The organism is Marinobacter sp. SS13-12 (genome assembly GCF_030227115.1).
Classification (GTDB): Bacteria; Pseudomonadota; Gammaproteobacteria; order Pseudomonadales; family Oleiphilaceae; genus Marinobacter.
Genome location: NZ_JASSUA010000001.1, coordinates 1,661,132 through 1,677,269, shown reverse-complemented (window position 1 = coordinate 1,677,269; position 16,138 = coordinate 1,661,132). Strand labels below are relative to the sequence as shown.

General features: G+C 50.8%; 17 protein-coding genes and 1 pseudogene. 3 read left to right on the top strand and 15 right to left on the bottom strand.

All coding sequences use genetic code 11. The annotated features are described in order from the left end of the window. Positions 1-101 precede the first annotated feature (101 nt). The 3 genes from QPL94_RS07675 to QPL94_RS07665 form a co-directional block, all read right to left on the bottom strand. On the bottom strand, positions 102-581 hold the full coding sequence (locus tag QPL94_RS07675) for a hypothetical protein (protein ID WP_285356589.1): 480 nt from the start codon (positions 579-581) through the stop codon (positions 102-104). A gap of 283 nt (positions 582-864) precedes the next feature. Continuing rightward, on the bottom strand, positions 865-1,461 hold the full coding sequence (locus QPL94_RS07670; RefSeq protein ID WP_285356588.1) for a hypothetical protein: 597 nt from the start codon (positions 1,459-1,461) through the stop codon (positions 865-867). Positions 1,462-1,511: 50 nt separating this feature from the next. Then, complete coding sequence (locus QPL94_RS07665) at positions 1,512-2,501, bottom strand: FtsZ/tubulin family protein (RefSeq protein ID WP_285356586.1); 990 nt, start codon at positions 2,499-2,501, stop codon at positions 1,512-1,514. Between the two features lie 136 nt (positions 2,502-2,637). On the opposite strand from QPL94_RS07665, the gene QPL94_RS07660 reads away from it, so the two are divergent. The 3 genes from QPL94_RS07660 to QPL94_RS07650 all read left to right on the top strand — a co-directional run bounded on the left by QPL94_RS07660 (position 2,638) and on the right by QPL94_RS07650 (position 6,436). Beyond that, the gene (locus tag QPL94_RS07660; protein WP_285356584.1) at positions 2,638-3,591 is read left to right on the top strand and encodes a helix-turn-helix transcriptional regulator; all 954 of its coding nucleotides are present in this window, start codon (positions 2,638-2,640) and stop codon (positions 3,589-3,591) included. A 771-nt stretch (positions 3,592-4,362) separates the two neighbouring features. Next, positions 4,363-4,797: a hypothetical protein gene (locus QPL94_RS07655; RefSeq protein ID WP_285356582.1), complete on the top strand. Its 435-nt coding sequence runs from the start codon at positions 4,363-4,365 to the stop codon at positions 4,795-4,797. A 295-nt stretch (positions 4,798-5,092) separates the two neighbouring features. Next, positions 5,093-6,436, top strand: a complete 1,344-nt coding sequence (locus tag QPL94_RS07650) for a hypothetical protein (protein WP_285356581.1) — start codon at positions 5,093-5,095, stop codon at positions 6,434-6,436. Positions 6,437-6,526: 90 nt separating this feature from the next. Here QPL94_RS07650 and QPL94_RS07645 read toward each other — a convergent pair whose 3' ends face one another. The 12 genes and pseudogenes from QPL94_RS07645 to urtC form a co-directional block, all read right to left on the bottom strand. After that, positions 6,527-7,804: a hypothetical protein gene (locus QPL94_RS07645; RefSeq protein ID WP_285356579.1), complete on the bottom strand. Its 1,278-nt coding sequence runs from the start codon at positions 7,802-7,804 to the stop codon at positions 6,527-6,529. After that, positions 7,794-8,852, bottom strand: a complete 1,059-nt coding sequence (locus QPL94_RS07640; protein ID WP_285356578.1) for a nucleoid-associated protein — start codon at positions 8,850-8,852, stop codon at positions 7,794-7,796. The genes QPL94_RS07645 and QPL94_RS07640 overlap by 11 nt, the downstream gene beginning before the upstream one ends. Positions 8,853-9,037: 185 nt before the next feature. Next, positions 9,038-10,141, bottom strand: a complete 1,104-nt coding sequence (locus QPL94_RS07635; RefSeq protein WP_285356577.1) for an FRG domain-containing protein — start codon at positions 10,139-10,141, stop codon at positions 9,038-9,040. Positions 10,142-10,176: 35 nt separating this feature from the next. Continuing rightward, the gene (locus QPL94_RS07630; RefSeq protein WP_285356576.1) at positions 10,177-10,719 is read right to left on the bottom strand and encodes a hypothetical protein; all 543 of its coding nucleotides are present in this window, start codon (positions 10,717-10,719) and stop codon (positions 10,177-10,179) included. A 33-nt stretch (positions 10,720-10,752) separates the two neighbouring features. Beyond that, positions 10,753-11,220, bottom strand: coding sequence for a BRCT domain-containing protein (locus QPL94_RS07625; protein ID WP_285356574.1), 468 nt, complete (start codon positions 11,218-11,220; stop codon positions 10,753-10,755). Between the two features lie 142 nt (positions 11,221-11,362). Next, positions 11,363-11,863, bottom strand: coding sequence for a hypothetical protein (locus QPL94_RS07620; RefSeq protein WP_285356573.1), 501 nt, complete (start codon positions 11,861-11,863; stop codon positions 11,363-11,365). A gap of 6 nt (positions 11,864-11,869) precedes the next feature. Next, positions 11,870-12,586 (bottom strand): nuclease-related domain-containing protein, encoded by a 717-nt coding sequence (locus tag QPL94_RS07615; protein WP_285356572.1) that lies wholly within the window; start codon positions 12,584-12,586, stop codon positions 11,870-11,872. 276 nt (positions 12,587-12,862) lie between these two features. Beyond that, on the bottom strand, positions 12,863-13,024 hold the full coding sequence (locus tag QPL94_RS07610) for a hypothetical protein (protein WP_285356570.1): 162 nt from the start codon (positions 13,022-13,024) through the stop codon (positions 12,863-12,865). A gap of 42 nt (positions 13,025-13,066) precedes the next feature. After that, a pseudogene (locus QPL94_RS07605) lies at positions 13,067-13,459 on the bottom strand (P-loop NTPase family protein). A gap of 14 nt (positions 13,460-13,473) precedes the next feature. Further along, positions 13,474-14,172, bottom strand: coding sequence for an urea ABC transporter ATP-binding subunit UrtE (gene urtE / locus QPL94_RS07600; protein WP_285356569.1), 699 nt, complete (start codon positions 14,170-14,172; stop codon positions 13,474-13,476). Further along, positions 14,172-14,996, bottom strand: coding sequence for an urea ABC transporter ATP-binding protein UrtD (gene urtD, locus QPL94_RS07595; protein WP_285356568.1), 825 nt, complete (start codon positions 14,994-14,996; stop codon positions 14,172-14,174). Before urtD ends, urtE begins: the two co-directional genes overlap by 1 nt. Beyond that, positions 14,993-16,135 (bottom strand): urea ABC transporter permease subunit UrtC, encoded by a 1,143-nt coding sequence (gene urtC / locus QPL94_RS07590; RefSeq protein WP_285356567.1) that lies wholly within the window; start codon positions 16,133-16,135, stop codon positions 14,993-14,995. The genes urtD and urtC overlap by 4 nt, the downstream gene beginning before the upstream one ends. Between the last annotated feature and the right edge of the window lie 3 nt (positions 16,136-16,138).

The window sequence follows — 16,138 nt, the reverse complement described above, 5'->3', positions numbered from 1 at the left end:
AATCTGACCGTCTCGAGGCCCAAGATTTCCAGACATTGTTGGCCCCTACCCCCGGTAACTGAGCATGATGGTCAACAATGATCGATAACTCAGGAGCAGGGTTACTTGCCAGGCGCTTCTAAAGCAAGGTCATTGACGCCTACTGCTTCTTTTTCTGCCCGATAGCCATCAATTCTCTCAAGCAGCGGAGCTTGGTGACTTACGCAGTAACCGATGAACTTATCCCTCCCAACCAGTAGGCGTATAGCTATGGGGAGGGCTTCGTAAACCTTGTCGAAAACATACACGACCGACTCAGTATCTCGAAGCTTCTCTTCTGCAACGCCGAGCAAGCCCTCAACAAGAAGCTTTTCAACCACTGGCCAATGCTTTTGCATCACCTCAGAGGTCTTCTTTTTCTGTGCAGAAAAGCTTTCTGAGGTATTTTGAGACACCTTCCGGAGACTCTCATTAACCCTGTCTGACCCGCCCTTGAGCTTCTGTTGTGATGATTCCTTCAGCGTCCGAAGGCTTTCTGTTGGGTTCGCAGCTTTCACACTTCCCGCCAGTCTTTCTTTTTGCGCTTTCAACTTGCCAAGCATCTGCACCTCCTTATGAAAAACATCAAATGCATAGTCATAAAAGCACAAGTTCCCTGGCAACTCCCTCGTATTCTTGAATCAGTTTGTAAAAAAAAGTGCCTCAAACATCAAAGAATATAAAATCAACGGGATTTCGGTCCCGAGCAACGGGATATTCTTTTCTTACTTTCAATCAGATTTCAGAACCAACGTCCCTGTCAGACGAATCCTGGAAAAACATTCCATATCGCTCAATGATTCTGCAGTGGCCAGAGGCTAACGGGTTTGCTTGGAAAATGTGCAGTCATACACTTGCGACTGAATGTGAGGCTGCGAAAAAGGTCCCCTTCATCACAACCCTGACAGGTTCACCCGCCCATTCGATCTCCGTATCAACCATTCCTACGCTACGGAACCCGTGCGGATTTTTGAACGGACTGTCCTCAAAGTGGTCCTGAAGGGCTTGCCGGAAATCCCGGAAAAATGCCTCCGGCTTCCCGCCTCCGCTATTCATTGATGTCCATACACCAAAAACCATTCCCACTCTTCTAAGATTCGTCATGTCAGCATCAACCAGCATTTTGGCCAGTTGTTCGTTCAAAGTTCGAAGCCTATCGGCCACACTCTTTTGTGAATATTGGGGGTAAATGACCTTTACCTCCATATGGTGACTTAAGCTTCCTCTCGAATAGACCGAAATATCCCTGCGACCTTCTTCGCCGATAGCATAGTCTCCCTTTTTACTTTTAAGGCTCGTCGTATCCGGTGAATTTAAAATTGCTCGAATCTCGGCATTGAGCCATTGTTCACAAGCACAATCCATGAGCCTGAATGCTACGGCCTCTTGCCTTTCTGCCATATTTCTTTGGACGTCATAGAAGTTGCCTTTCGTATTCGCCACGCTACCTCCGCTGCCACTGGCCACTAACCAGCAGTGTTTTTATCTAAAGATCAAAAAGCCATTCCAAACCGAAGCGTACAAGAAAATCTTGAGCCCAACCTGGGTTTCGCCACGGTTGCCATCCCCATCCCAAGAATCATAGCAGTCACCGAGTTGGATGGTTGGTGGCCTAGTGCCAGCCCCAGGATCACCGTCGCTTTATCTCCCACAATCTTGTTCACAAAAGCATCGATCGATTCGAGCCCGCCAATACTGAAATCAGGCCCAGCCGCAACGTGTACGATCAACCCCTGGGCCGAGCTGAGATCGCATAGACTGAGCATCGGATGCGTAACCGCTTGGTATAGCGCGGACTCAAGACTGTTTTCACCTTCAGCCTTACCAACTCCCACTGCGGAAAATCCTCTATGGCTCAGAACCGTCCGAACCTTCGAAAAATCGGCGTTGATCAGGCCATGGCTATTTGTAATGTCACAAATTCCCTTAACCACATTCGCCATTACGGCTGAACTAGCATTGAGAACTTCCATCATGCGAATTTTCGTACATGACCGCCAAGTGATGTCGGCATTGGCCATCACAACCATTGAATTTACCAATCCCTCAAGTCGTTGCAGCGCGACTTCCGTTTCCTCATGGAGACTGGCGTCTTCAAAACTGAAAGGCGTACTCACAAGTGCCAAAGTTGTAGCGGGCACTTCGCTGGCCACAGATGCAGCGAGAAGCGACAATTTGGTTGAAGCTTTTTCTCCCAGTGCCCCGACGATCACCAGAAGTTCTGCTCCACCAAATGCCTTTTCAACACGTTGTTTCACCCTTAAAACGTTTTCGCTCGGTTCCGCGCGACCGTCGAGTTCTCCGAGTTCAGAGAGCTCTTCTTCGCCCACTTGAACGACCTTTCCTGCCTCCGACTCCCGAGCAGTCATACGATCAATTGTCAGAAGCACACAGTCCTCTTTGCTGACGCCATTGAGAACCAACGTGTCAATAATGCCGGCCCCAAAGCTGTCAATCCCAACGATTCTGAGCATTCCACTCATCACAACCTCCGCAGTGAACACCATGCTCGGCTTGTCATAGCCGATTCATGGGCTATTCTCCCGGCATTGGCGACAAATTCTGTCGCCTGCTCGGCCGCGATAACCCGAACATATTCAAATCAGATATGAGGCATGCATGAGCGATGTCGCTATGCGTTGGCTGGAAATGCTCCGGCTGATACCCAGATCACCCAGGAAAATTGACGCGCTAACACTTCAAAGCAAACTGGCTGAACAAGGATATAGAATTGGCCTGCGCTCATTGCAGCGTGATCTCCAGGATGCCAGCCGACGCTTTCCATTGCTGTGTGATGAAGAGCAACGCCCTTTCAGTTGGTACTATCCCAAGGACTATGTGTTCGATCTTCCGGCAATGACGCCACCAGTGGCCTTGGCGTTCTCGCTTTTAAACCAGCACACGGCACACCTCCTACCGCTGACCGCAAAAGAGCAACTTATGCCCTGGTTTAGCCGAGCCGATGCAGTTCTGGATGCTCAACCTAATGGACTTTCCGAATGGCGGGATAAAGTGAGAGTCATACCGGACTGGATGCCGACCTTACCCCCGACGATAGATCCAGTTGTGCTAGAAACCATACACACGGCATTGCTACAGGGGGTGCAGTTCGAAGGTTGGTACCAGGGTCGGCAGGATCTGGAACCCAAGCAGCTCACAGTAAACCCGCTTGCGCTCGTGTCCAGCCGACAAACGTTTTATGTGGTAGGCACGCTCTGGTCGTATGAAGACCCCGTCCAGCTTGCAGTACACCGATTTACAGAGGTTGAGCAGCATGGAATTCCAGCACGCAATCTCGAAGCTTTCGATATCGACAGCTACATAAAAAGCGGAGCATTCGGAGTGACAACGGGAGATCCCATTCGTGTGAAGCTCAGATTCGAGAACACCGCAGGGCTCCACGTAAAAGAAATGCCAATCAGCGATGATCAGCACATTGCTCCCGAGGGGGATGACCACTTCTTGCTGACGGCCACCGTACCCAATAACCTGATGTTGCGATGGTGGATTGCCAGTTTTGAAGATCGGGTTGAACTCATTGAACCGGTGCTTGATCCGGGCAAAGCTGGGTAAAAACCTGACTCTAGAAAATACATCTGTCACGGTTGTTGTGCGGTTATTCAACTTGGTTCGTCATCAGGCAGTAGCTGAACACCTCCAGCTCATAGACCTTTTCCATTCCTGAAGGTTCGCCAGGTAGTGCTCCAATTCACGGCGCTCGACAAACACCGGCTGACGGTTAAGACCGCGTTGAACAATATCGTGGGGAAAACCGAGCACAACCAACCTACCTTGTCCTCGCATCAGCATCTCCTTGCTTTTTGAGGCACAGAATCCATTCTATCTTCTGGCAACCGATGTTAACCGAAGTACGGAGAGGGTTGGTTGGTAGTCACTCAAATTAGCTCTGAGTTATCAAAGAAGAGAAAAATAAACCTGTCCCAGTATTCCCGTAGAACTGTTTCTCATAGGGAATAAATCTTTTCTCGCTGCTGTCACACCATTTTGACGCTGGCCGTGGAGTCGCCTAGGCTTCTGATGGATTCATCAAGATAACGTCCATGAATATTCACAATAATGAACAAGGGGCTTCGGTCATGAAAGAAAAATGTGAGGAATGCAAAGGTAAAGGGGTTATTCCGTGCCCGGTGGATATGGGCAGCGATGACCACTCAGACTGCGCCGCGTGTGGCGGCGACCGATCTGCCCGTTTTCCATGTCCCGACTGCGATGGCGAGGGAACTCTCGAGGTCTGATTACTACCATGGTTTCCATAGACACCCACGTACACAATTCTTTAATGAGCACTTAACAATGACTGGGTGAAAGGCTTAATAGGAGCAAATGATGAGTAGTAACGGCACAGGTAAGAAAGTCGCGAATGCTGTTTGGGGCATTGCTAAATCGCTCGGGAGTAGCGTTTTGCAGGCAAGCAAAACCTACGCAGATAAAGGCGACAGTTTTAAGAAAATGAATTTGGCCCAGTTGAGGGATGAATTGAAGAAATTGAACAGAGATCGGGACGCTCAAAATAACGGCAGCCGATCTCTTCTCAGTAGCATCATTGCCGAGCGAGAGCGAAGAGTGGATGCTGCAAAAGAACAATTAAACAGTCAGGGCTTGGCTACCGTAAGCGGGCTCGGCGAAAGCATCAAAAAACGGCCAGCATACGACCCAGTGGGCGATGCCGCTCGCGACCTACTTGATAGAATGGCACGTACCGGGGACATTGCCGCAGCTGACGCTGTAAGGATTCTAAAAAATGACAAGCACTGGTGAAGCGCCAGTGCTAACGATGATAGGTTAAGTTTTGGACGCCAGCCATCCCGGATCTCTTGCTCCTGCCCTGAAGCCAACACAGCGATCCTCGTCACAAACTCGTTGCGGGGTTGAAACCTGCCGGAAGTCTGTCTGGTTTATAGAAGTATTCTTGAGTCCAGGTCATCAACGTTGTTTAGCGGGTCAGGTCAGAGTCAGATTTAACAATTCATCACCAAACAAACAGGCATAACCTCCAACCGCTGCTAAGCTTAGTTAGGAAACTAAATCTAATAAAAACAAGGAGCGTCCCGCCATGCCCCGTCCCGACTTTCTCACTGGCGGAGAGCCAGCACGCCTTATCCCGATAACCGCAGACAGCGCCAGGGAACAAAAATCCGTCTCTGTGATACTCGCAGGCCTGCGCTCTGTGCTTGAACTGCGCCAGTCCCTGCTGAAATCCCTTGGGGTTCGTGTCGGAACCAGCGCCACCCTAGAGGCATGGATAGAGCCAGTCTTCCTGAATGAGGACAAGAAAGCCGTCAAAAACAAAGACCGCCCAGACGGCCTCCTGATTCTTCGAACGGGCAGACGCGAATGGCGGGCACTGATAGAAGCCAAGGTCGGCAACGAAACCATTGGTGAGGACCAGGTATCTTGCTACCTCCAGCAGGCAAAAAACCACAAACTGGATGCCGTGATAACCATCACCAACCAGTTTGCAGCACGGCCGACTCACCACCCCGTAAAACTCCCGAAGAACGCCACCAAGTCCGTCGCCCTATTCCACTGGTCATGGGCATTCATCCGAACCCAGTGCCAGCTCCTGCTCAAGAACGACGGTGTTGAAGACGAGGACCAGGTGTTCATCCTCAGCGAAATACTGCGATACCTTGAAAGCGACCGCTCTGGCATCAGCCATTTCGACCAGATGAATGCCGAGTGGAAAGACGTCGTCAACAAAGTAAAGAGCAACGCCCCACTCGCCAAAACCAGCGATGAAGTTCAGAACACCATTGCCGCATGGCACCAGGAACAACGGGACCTGTGCCTGATCATGTCCCGCCTTACCGGCAGCGACGTTTCACTGAAACTGAAAAACGACCACCGCCTGGACCCTGCCAGGCGCCTGAAGGACGATGCCGACGCATTCTGCAAAGCGCCGACATTGAATTGCGCACTCCACATCATCAACGCGGCGGCGGACCTGGAAGTAACAGCCGACCTTCAGCGTCGAATGATCTACTGCTCAATGCGCCTTACGGCACCGAAAGACAAGCAAAGCACCAAAGCCAGGGTTAACTGGCTTTTGCGCCAACTGAAGAAGACCGCACCCGGCGGATTTTTCATTCGCGCCACCAGGCCCGGAAAAGCAGAAACGACCTACCAGGCACTGAAAGACTTGCAGGATTCACCGGAGTTGCTGGAATCGGATACGTCCAACACTGCCGCCACGACGCTGGAGGTTGTTTACGAGGTGGATCTTGCCGGGAAGTTCAGTGGGCGGAAGGTGTTTGTTGAGGAGTTGGAAAAGGCTGTGCCACATTTTTATCAAGAGGCGGGACAGCTGTTGAAGGCTTGGACGCCACCGCCTCCGAAAATCTCGAAAACTGAAAGTGAGCCGAAACCCCGAGGTGAGGAATTAGCACCCGTGAAATAGATCTGTCCCGGTTTTTACGTGACCGACTTTGCAGATGCCCCACCTATAAACCAGGGATAAAATAGGTCTGGCCCGGTTTTCGTACGTGGACTAAGCCCAGTGCAAACACGGGGGCAAAACATCGATTGGCGGAAATACCAATGTATCAGTAGTCACCTCAACGGGAGAGTTAAATTCGATGTAGGCGCTATAACCAACTAGTGAAATAACTGCAGCAAGCAGAAGTCCAATCATCCAGTAAAAAATATTTAATCGTTTGCACTCATTCGCACACTTACTCTTTAGCTGCTCCGAAATCTCCCCTATCCTGCCAATCTCACTCGGTAAACCTTTTTTTTTGAAACTTTCGATGTGCTGTTCCGCCTCCTCTGATATCGCATTTAAAGTATCTTTTTGGCTTCGTATCAGGTAGTGCATCATTGCGATATATATAATAACAGCAATCAAAATGAGCACGTTCCCATAAAGCTGACCGGACTTCACATCATCGCTGAAGCGGAAAGCTGCTAAAACTAGTATCGCAGGAACACCAAGCATTCTAGTATGAACGTCAGATATGACGTCATTTATTTTCGCTACATAATCCCTTTTCTTTTCTTCATATTCCTTTCGAACACTCTCCAAAGAGAATTCAGATATAAATAACTGGTAGTTTTCTAAAAACTCAGTAGAAAATTCACTCATCCTCGAGAGCAAATATCTGAATCGCTCTTCCTTCTTCTGAGCAACAAGAAATGCATAAAGTGTTTCTTTAAAAATGCTATTGCGCTGGGTTTCGTGTTCGCTCGATTCGAATATCTTATTCAAAATATCCACACCTCCCAACTCACAATCGAGCTCTTCAGCAGAATAGTCAATCTCAACGTCCACTCTCGCTTTATGAATAAAGGAGATCTTCATCTTATTGTAAGCTGGACTTAAAGGTTCAAGCTCCGATATACCTTCCAGGATTTCTATTAAATCCAATATCTTTAGATATCCCCTCAGTCGAGAAGCCTTATCTTTGTCTTCAGGAAAAAGCTCTTCATCCTCGACGATATAAAAAGTCGTTGGCGGCTCCAGGCGGTGCTTGACTACTTCGAAAAACTCGCACCAATCAATAAAAATAAATAGTCCACGCTGAACCAATCTCTCTCTTGAGATCGAGGCTCTAACCGATTTTCCTTGTAACGAGGACAATTCCTCAAAATCGTAAGCTTGTTCTACTTGAAACTCAGTAAAAATTACCCCGATATCAATCAGTGATTTAATGTCACGCAGTGACTCATCTGACACGACGAATTCGAAGACAAACTCGCCCTCACTTGTTACAACATCATAGTGTCTAAAAAATGTACTGAGCCGTAAATACTGTTGTTCAATCTCCATCACCGAGGCCTTGATGTAATTGCTGCAAAAGATCCTCAGGCAGCTCTGTAAATGTCAAGGATTTATCACCTTTATTGAACTGTATGGTTTTTCCAAGTAGATCACTATCAAAACTAATGCTAACTTTCTTACTGAACCCTTTATACCGCCTAAGCTTTCTTAAGGCATTCCTATCTATACTTATTTGATTGTTTAAATTATAAGGCTCGTTCTGGGCAATCTCAATAAAAGAACCTTTATCTTCCTCACTTTCAATGTAAATATTATCAAGGAAACTTGAAATGTTATCAATGTAAACAGGACGCCCTTCATCAAGCCATTTTAAGCATAGCTCTTCTACTTCTCTTTTCGCGTTTTCTGCCTTCGTGTCATTAAAACCGTGGATGAGGCAGTACTTCTTTGTAACGCTTACAAGATTATTAGTATCTTTTGTCGCTTTAATAGTCTCCGAACAACCAATAAACTCCCGAAAATATCCTGTAACTTCAGCAGTCGTCCGGCCAATCTTAAACGCTATATATCTGTCTGTTAACGGGTCACTCTCTTTCCATTGAGTAAGGTTGACCCTAGCGGCCATATGTAGCTTGTCGAGGTCTATCTCTTCAATTTCATCAAGAGAAAGATCTTTGATTTGAAGAGCATTTTTTCGTCTCAGAATAACTAAAGAGAGAAAGTCAAACCCATTGTGTTCATAAAAATTCAGCCACAGATAACCACCCTTACCCGTTTTTGTTTTTCCTAACTCTTCTTTTAAGTGGCGCGCCACTGACTTACTGAAAGCAACAAAATCGTTAAAACTTTCGCCGTTGTAGTACTTGTCAATCAACCTTTCAAGCTTCGGGAGATCGTCGTCTTCTTCCGCTGGCTCTTGAAAATTACCGGAACTTAAACCGGTTTTCCTGAAGAGGTTCGAAAGGGTTGTAACGAGGTTTTTTGAATGCTCGTCGATCGGGTTTTCGTCGTCCCGCGTGTCAAGGTAGATGTAGGAGCCTTCAAGAGTTGCTTTGGTTCGATCCACCTCATGGATGATTATGTTCTTTATTTCCATATAACAGCGCTCTTACTTTAGTGATATTTTTGTTGCGTCCAGCCATTTGATATAAGAGAAAGCAGATCCTCCGTCCCCAGTACTATCATGGCTTGATTCATACTCTGTGTTGACCCCTGCCCTCACTGCAATTCATTCACCCAGCGAATTAGGGCCCTACCTAGCTTCCTGTCCTCCTGCTTCTTCTAGGCATCAAAATTGACTTCTCTTAACGCCTCGCACACGCCATCTATTCCTGGAAAAATTGACCCAGCAGTTATGCCCATGAACTTGAGATCCTTCATAGCGGTCTCTCGCTCGCTGTAGGGAATGTCTACCGCGTAGATATATTTGGTGTTTTTCGTCAGTTCTCTAATCAGAATGTGGCTCTCGATATCCGCAACATTCGTTACAGTTGTAACGGCCTGCTGAGGGAATTGCCTGGGATTATTCATCGAGAGAAATTCCATAACTGAAAGATGTGGGCTTGGTAATGCGAGATGGGTGAGCTGCATAAAATCCTTCCTCCACGCACCGGCGTCAAAGAGAAATATCCTCACATAGCCATCTTCGTTCGAGTTCTTTTTGACATCGCGGAACCCGAAAAACGCTGCTACGTAGGGAGAGTAGGACCAGTCAAGAAGCGGCGTAGGGTATCCGTGGTGCTGCAAGAGGTTCAGGAACGCGCCGTTTTGATCTGGCACGGACAAATCGAAAAAGTGATCAGTCAGACCGCTTAACCGTCTATGGAGGGTGAAAATATCTTGGTTTACAAACTCGTTCAGTCGATAGCGCTCTCTTCGGTGAAATGCAGTTCTGAGAGGCCAAGCTTTTGATTGGCCACGAAAGAGAAAGGCTGAATCAGAAAATTCCGTCAGGTAAGCCTTGAAATCCGACCAAGTTTTAACGTACGCCTCGATCTTCGATCGCTCCGGCGCGTGAAACTTGGATGCGACACCGGAAAACAGGGTAGGATTCTCCACCGACTGGAGGTATATGTTACCGGCCTTCTTCCTAATAGTTACCTCTACCCGATCATTGTGAAACGTATCTTCGGGATAAAGGTCCTTAATATTTTCCCATGTAGTCTGTCGCGCGTTTCTAGGATCAATAGGATACACATTCGCTGTGATGCGGTGATGCTCCCCCCTGTCGATAGTTGACGCATAGCCAACTGATGCCGGAACCTCTTTCTCGTAAGGGGCTATGTAAATCTCACACTCGAAATGATCGCCGACCTCATCGATATTGGCGATCATCTCCCCTTCGACATTTTGCCCTTTATATGTCCCTGTCCACTGACCTCGCACGCGCAACCCCTCTTAACTGCGTTTTTCTGAGCAATTCACTTTTTTTCTTTGCTGAAAAGCTTGTCAATGTCTTTAAAGTCTCTGAAGAACATTCTTATACCCTCCGGCAGCCAAGCTCTCCAGCCAGTCTCATGCCTGATGCCGAGCTCATCCGAACCAATAATCTTCACCATCCTCATACAGCGATCGATAGCGGCGTTCGTTTCGTCCAGATACTCAACAAAGTGCCCATGCTCATCTGCTTTGCCCAAATCCGCATTCATCTTTCTGATGACTGCCAACACTTCCGACGAAATAATAAAATCTGCGCTATCAGCTATCCGCCAAACTTTTCTACGGGCAGCTTCAAATCTACTCCAGAGCTCTGCTTCAGCTTCTTTTGAAAGTTCCTTGCCACTTCCACCAACTGACAAATACTCTGACGGCATCATTCCCATTTCGTGAAGCGAGTCGATCAACTCGACATAAGCATCAGCTTTTCTTTCCCACCACCTTTCCCTTCTAAACCGCAGAACCGTAAGCCAACTCGTGAGAACGGCGGCAACGACAGCGATGGTGATTCCACTAAAAAAGTCCATTTCTCAACCCTGTTACAAATGCTGAATCTGGCGCTAGCACTCAAACTCCCAGGACTCGGGAAGCACTCCAGTCTCAACCATCGTTCTCAATCCCGACTCCTCAATAACCAGGCAACCCTTATCCCGCGCTCTGCTCACTTTAGAAGGACCTGCGCTCGGACCACAGCACAGGAATGCCAGGTCTTTGGTTACGTCCTTCCGGACGAGCATCTGGTTGTCGCTAGCGAATGCTTCAAGAGTCGCGCGCTGCGCTTTTTGAAAGCCGGTAAAACAGATCTGTGGGCGTGTCTCGATCTTAGGTGGCGGCGGCGTGTACGGGACAGTGATCGCCACTTCACTACCGCCGAGATAGCGATTGATTCGATCCTTTCGAAAGGTCCGGAACTGTTCATCAACGGTGCAAACACCCTGGATATAACGTCCCGATTCATTCCAGCCAGATACTGTCCAGTCGGTCGTGTGTCCCCTAGAATCCGTGTAATTGAACGAGATGGCTTCCATTCTCACTCTTCGGTTCATCCCAACTATCCAATTATTGCTAAAAAACCCGACCACCGCGCCAGTAGCACTGTCCCACAATCTCCACCTGGTTCAGATTCTCCGGGTGACGGACTATGGGAGGCTGGTTACATGATCTTCAGAATTATTTTCCAAACTTCAACTCCCGATAAACCCCACACTTCTCTCTCTTATCCCGCAAAACCCTCGGTTCTCGGCTCCCCATAGCCGCCACAGTGGCCGCATTGCAGGTCTGTCTCGCCTTCTCAAACTCAGTCCCGACCAAAGCAGCACTCACACTCGCAATCGTCGGCTTAAACGACATAGAGGCATTGCAATACATCGTCCGAAACTTTCCATGCTTCCAGTTCTGCTGTGGCGGTTTGGAGAGCTCCGAACAAAGCGCACCGAAGAGTTCTTTGGCCTTCAGGCTGCAATTGGAGAAAGCTTTCAGGTTTTGGCTAAGGTTGCCGCAAACGCTTTTATCCCTGACTCGCCAAAGCTGGTACTGAAAGGCGACATTCACACCTTCGTATTCGATTTCGACGGGCGTAATCTGGGTGCCGAATCTTTCGGCAACATGATCCTGAACATTGGTCTGCACCGTGCTCAGGTAAGCGGCAAACAAATACGAAACTGGATCCAATTCTCGCTACTCCGGCTGAAGGTTCAGCACTCCACGGCACGTCGGAAACCCCAAACAGCCCCAAAACTCTTTCCCACTATTTTCCCCACGTTTGACCATGCGGCGAACCATCTCGCCATGGCATTTGGGGCAACGAACTGCGTTATCTTTCTCATCAACAATTGTCCTGACGTGCTTCACATGCTCCCGATGCGTCTTGAACGAAACCTTTAACCGCCCCGAAGCAATCATCTCAACCATCTCCCGAACTTGCTGCGTAATCAGTACCTTTTCGGTATGCGACTTAATAAATCGCAGATACTCGCCACTCCGGGTGACATTCGCCGGCATCTCGGTCTTGAAGGTCACATCACCCACAAACACCACCACTGAATGAATCTGCGCGTCAGTCAGCCCGAGTAGTGCCTGAAGGGTTTTCATATGCTTGTAGTTTTGGTGAAGCGGGTTCTGGAATTTCTGGGAGTGTCGATAGATCTTCTGGGTCCATTGGCGCTGTTTGGCATTGCCAAAGATCCAGCCTTTCATGTTCTTTGTTTCCACCACAAACACGCCGTATTCGGAGACGATGATGTGGTCAATCTGTGTAGTTCCGTCTTCAGTGGGCAGGGTGACGTTATTGATCAGGTGGTAATCGTCTTTATCCAGGAACAGGCGAGCGCAGACGTTAACAACGAACTCTCCCAGATGGCCTTTAAACCAGGGAGAGCGCAGGATGGCTACCATCAGTATGAGTGGTATAAAATACCAGAGGTGTAGAAGAGGCTGTAACTGTGTGAGTACTGAGGGGCCCATAGGACATTATCCCTAACAATCGGCGCTTCCGTAGTGTTTAGCTACCTACACTAGACCATCTCCGTGCTTTTTTCCTGCCTCAATTACAAAAAAACATATTTTTTATGCCACAAAAAGCTGTCCGGTCATCCCGAACAGCTACCTGTTTTCCCTACGCTTTTTCGGACTCCTCAAGGTAGAGCAACATGGGCACTACCAATGGAGACCTCAGTCTTTAGCGCCTCGCTTTGCTCGCTTCAGCGTATAGACAGCAACGATGCCGGAGGCTCCAATCGCAAACAGGCGTCCAATATGCCGGCCGTCGCCAATGGCTTCGTGGCAGGAATGGGCGGAGGCCGGGGTGGCGGAAACCATCAGTCCGGTGGACATCAGTAGTCGGGTGAATGTGCTCGTGGTCTTTTCACCTTTATCTTAAGCGGTTTCGGTAAGTTGGTTCGGGCGTCTTTCGGTCAGCAGGCCGCGCTCCAGAATAAAGCTGATAATCGTCTCAAGCCCTACCCCGTCATACAGGTTGGTGAACACGAAGGGCCTTTAGCCGCGCATGTTCTTTGAATCCCGGTCCATCACATCCGGGAAAGCATGTACCTGTTCGGCGCTGTTGATCTGGTTGAGGATCAGCAGGTCGGATTTGGTGATGCCGGGGCCGCCTTTGCGGAGGATCTTGTCGCCACCGGATTCGACCAGTATCAGCTCGAGGTGGCGGCTTTGCAGATCGTTGATGGCGGTGTGGGGGCAGTCGCCGGTTTCCTCGCCGAGGTCGTAGTGGTCTTTCAGGGCCTCGCACAATCGGCGCAATAGTGCGATTTTCCGATAGCCCCTTACACCGTAAGATGCTTTTTGATCAGCTCATCGGTAAGACCACCGATTTCGTCTTCAGCAACCCGCCTCCCCCGATCCAAAATCGCAAACCGATCCGCATACTTCCGCGCAAACGGCAACTTCTGCTCAACCAGCAGAACCGTCAGGCCATCCTCCTCAATCAGCCTGCGAATAACCTCCCCAATCTGCGCCACTATGTTCGGCTGAATGCCCTCCCCCGGCTCGTCCAGAATCAGCAGCCTGGGCTCGATCACCAGCGCCCGGCCAATGGCCAGCTGCTGTTGCTGCCCACCAGATAGATCACCACCTCTGCGATTCTTCATTTCCTTCAGCACCGGAAACAACTCATACACCCGCTCGGGAATTTTCTTGCTGCCATCTGCACGCACGGCCAGGCCGGTGCGCAGGTTTTCTTCCACGGTCAGCAGCGGGAATATCTGCCTTCCCTGGGGCACGTAGCCAATACCGAGGCGTGAGCGGTCTTCAATTTTCTTTTTGGTGAGTTCCACATCCTGGGCGAATTCGATGCTGCCGCTTTTGGTGGCTTCCTCGCCCATGATGCATTTCATCAGGGTGGTTTTGCCCACGCCGTTGCGGCCCATTACGCAGGTGCATTGGCCCTGGGGTACGTCCAGGTCCAGATCCCAGAGGGTGTGGCTTTCGCCGTAGTATTGGTTGAGCTTCTGGATCTTGAGCATTACGCCTCCTCCCCCAGGTATACCTTGATCACTTCCGGGTCGTTGGAGACCTGGTCCATGGTGCCTTCGGCCAGCACGCTGCCCTGGTGCAGAACGGTCACCTGGCGGGCGATGGAGCGCACAAAGCCCATGTCGTGCTCCACCACCACAACGGACTGTTTGCCGGCCAGGCTGGTGAGCAGTTCGGCGGTGCGTTCCATTTCCTGTTCGGTCATGCCCGCGACCGGCTCGTCCACCAGCAGCAGCCTTGGCCTCTGCATCAGCAGCATGCCGATTTCCAGCCACTGTTTCTGACCGTGGGAGAGGATGCCGGCGAGTCTGTCCCGCAGTTGTTGCAGGCCGATGGTTTCCAGCACTTCGTCGATGCGGTCCCGGTATTCCGGTTTCATGATGGCGGTCAGGGTGGGCAGGATGCGTTTGTCGGCGGCCATGGCCAGTTCCAGGTTTTCGAACACGGTGAGTGCTTCGAACACGGTGGGTTTCTGGAACTTGCGGCCGATGCCCAGGCTGGCGATGTCCGGCTCGTTCTTGGTGAGCAGGTTGTGGCGGCTGCCGAACCATACGGAGCCCGTGTCCGGGCGTGTTTTGCCGGTGATGATGTCCATCATAGTGGTTTTGCCCGCGCCGTTGGGGCCGATGATGCAGCGCAGTTCGCCGTCATCCACCGTGAGGTTGAGGTTGTTGATGGCCTTGAAGCCGTCAAAGCTTACGTTCACGCCTTCCATGTACAGGATGGGGCCGTGGCGCACGTCGACTGGCGAGGCCACGGGGGCAAGGAAGTCGAACACGCGGTCGCGATGGGTGAGTTGCTCCAGCATGCTCATGCGGTGGCCTCCTGTGCTTCGGGCGTTTCGGTGTCGTTGTTATCCGGCTTCTGGCGTTTCTGCAGCAGGCCGGCGATGCCCTTGGGCAGGAACACGGTCACCAGCACGAACAGGCCGCCGAGCATCAACAGCCAGGCGTCCGGCATGACGCCGGTGAACACGGTTTTGGCGTAGTTCACCAGGATGGCGCCGATCACCGCGCCGTAGAGAGTTGCGCGGCCACCCAGGGCCACCCACACCACGATTTCGATGGAGAACAGCGGCGAGAATTCGCTGGGGTTGATGATGCCCACCTGCGGCACGTACAGCGCCCCGGCCACACCCGCCAGCATGGCGGACACCACGAACACGAACAGCTGCACCCGTTCCACCCTGTAACCCAGGAAGCGGGTGCGGGCTTCGGCGTCGCGGCAGGCGATGCTGACCCGGCCCAGTTTGCTGGCCACGATGGCGCGGCAGATCACGTAGCCGATGGCCAGGGCGATGCCGGTAGCGATGAACAGCCCCAACCGTGTGGCGTCGGTGCGCAGGTTGAAGCCCAGGATATCGCGGAAGTCTGTCAGGCCGTTGTTGCCGCCAAAGCCCATTTCATTGCGGAAGAAGGCCAGCATCAGCGCAAAGGTCAGCGCCTGGGTGATGATGGAGAGGTACACGCCGGTCACCCGCGAGCGGAAGGCCAGGAAGCCGAACACCAGCGCCAGAATGCCCGGTGCCAGCAGCACCATGATGAAGGCGAACCAGGCCATGTCGAAGCCCAGCCAGTACCAGGGCAGTTCGTCCCAGTTCAGGAACACCATGAAGTCCGGCAGGATGGGGTCGCCGTAGGTGCCGCGGTCACCAATCTGGCGCATCAGGTACATGCCCATGGCGTAGCCACCGAGGGCAAAGAAGGCGCCGTGGCCCAGGCTGAGGATACCGAGGTAACCCCACACCAGGTCCACCGCGACCGCCAGCAAGGCATAGCACAGGTACTTGCCCAGCAGGGTGACGGTGTAGGCGCTGACATGCAGGGCGCTGTCCTGGGGCATGAACAGGTGGAGGAAAGTCACCACCACCAGGGCCGCGAACAGTACGCCCAGGAATATCTGCGTGGAACGCTCCTGAAAGGGCCGGAGCAGCCAGTTCTGTGATACCGCCATAAC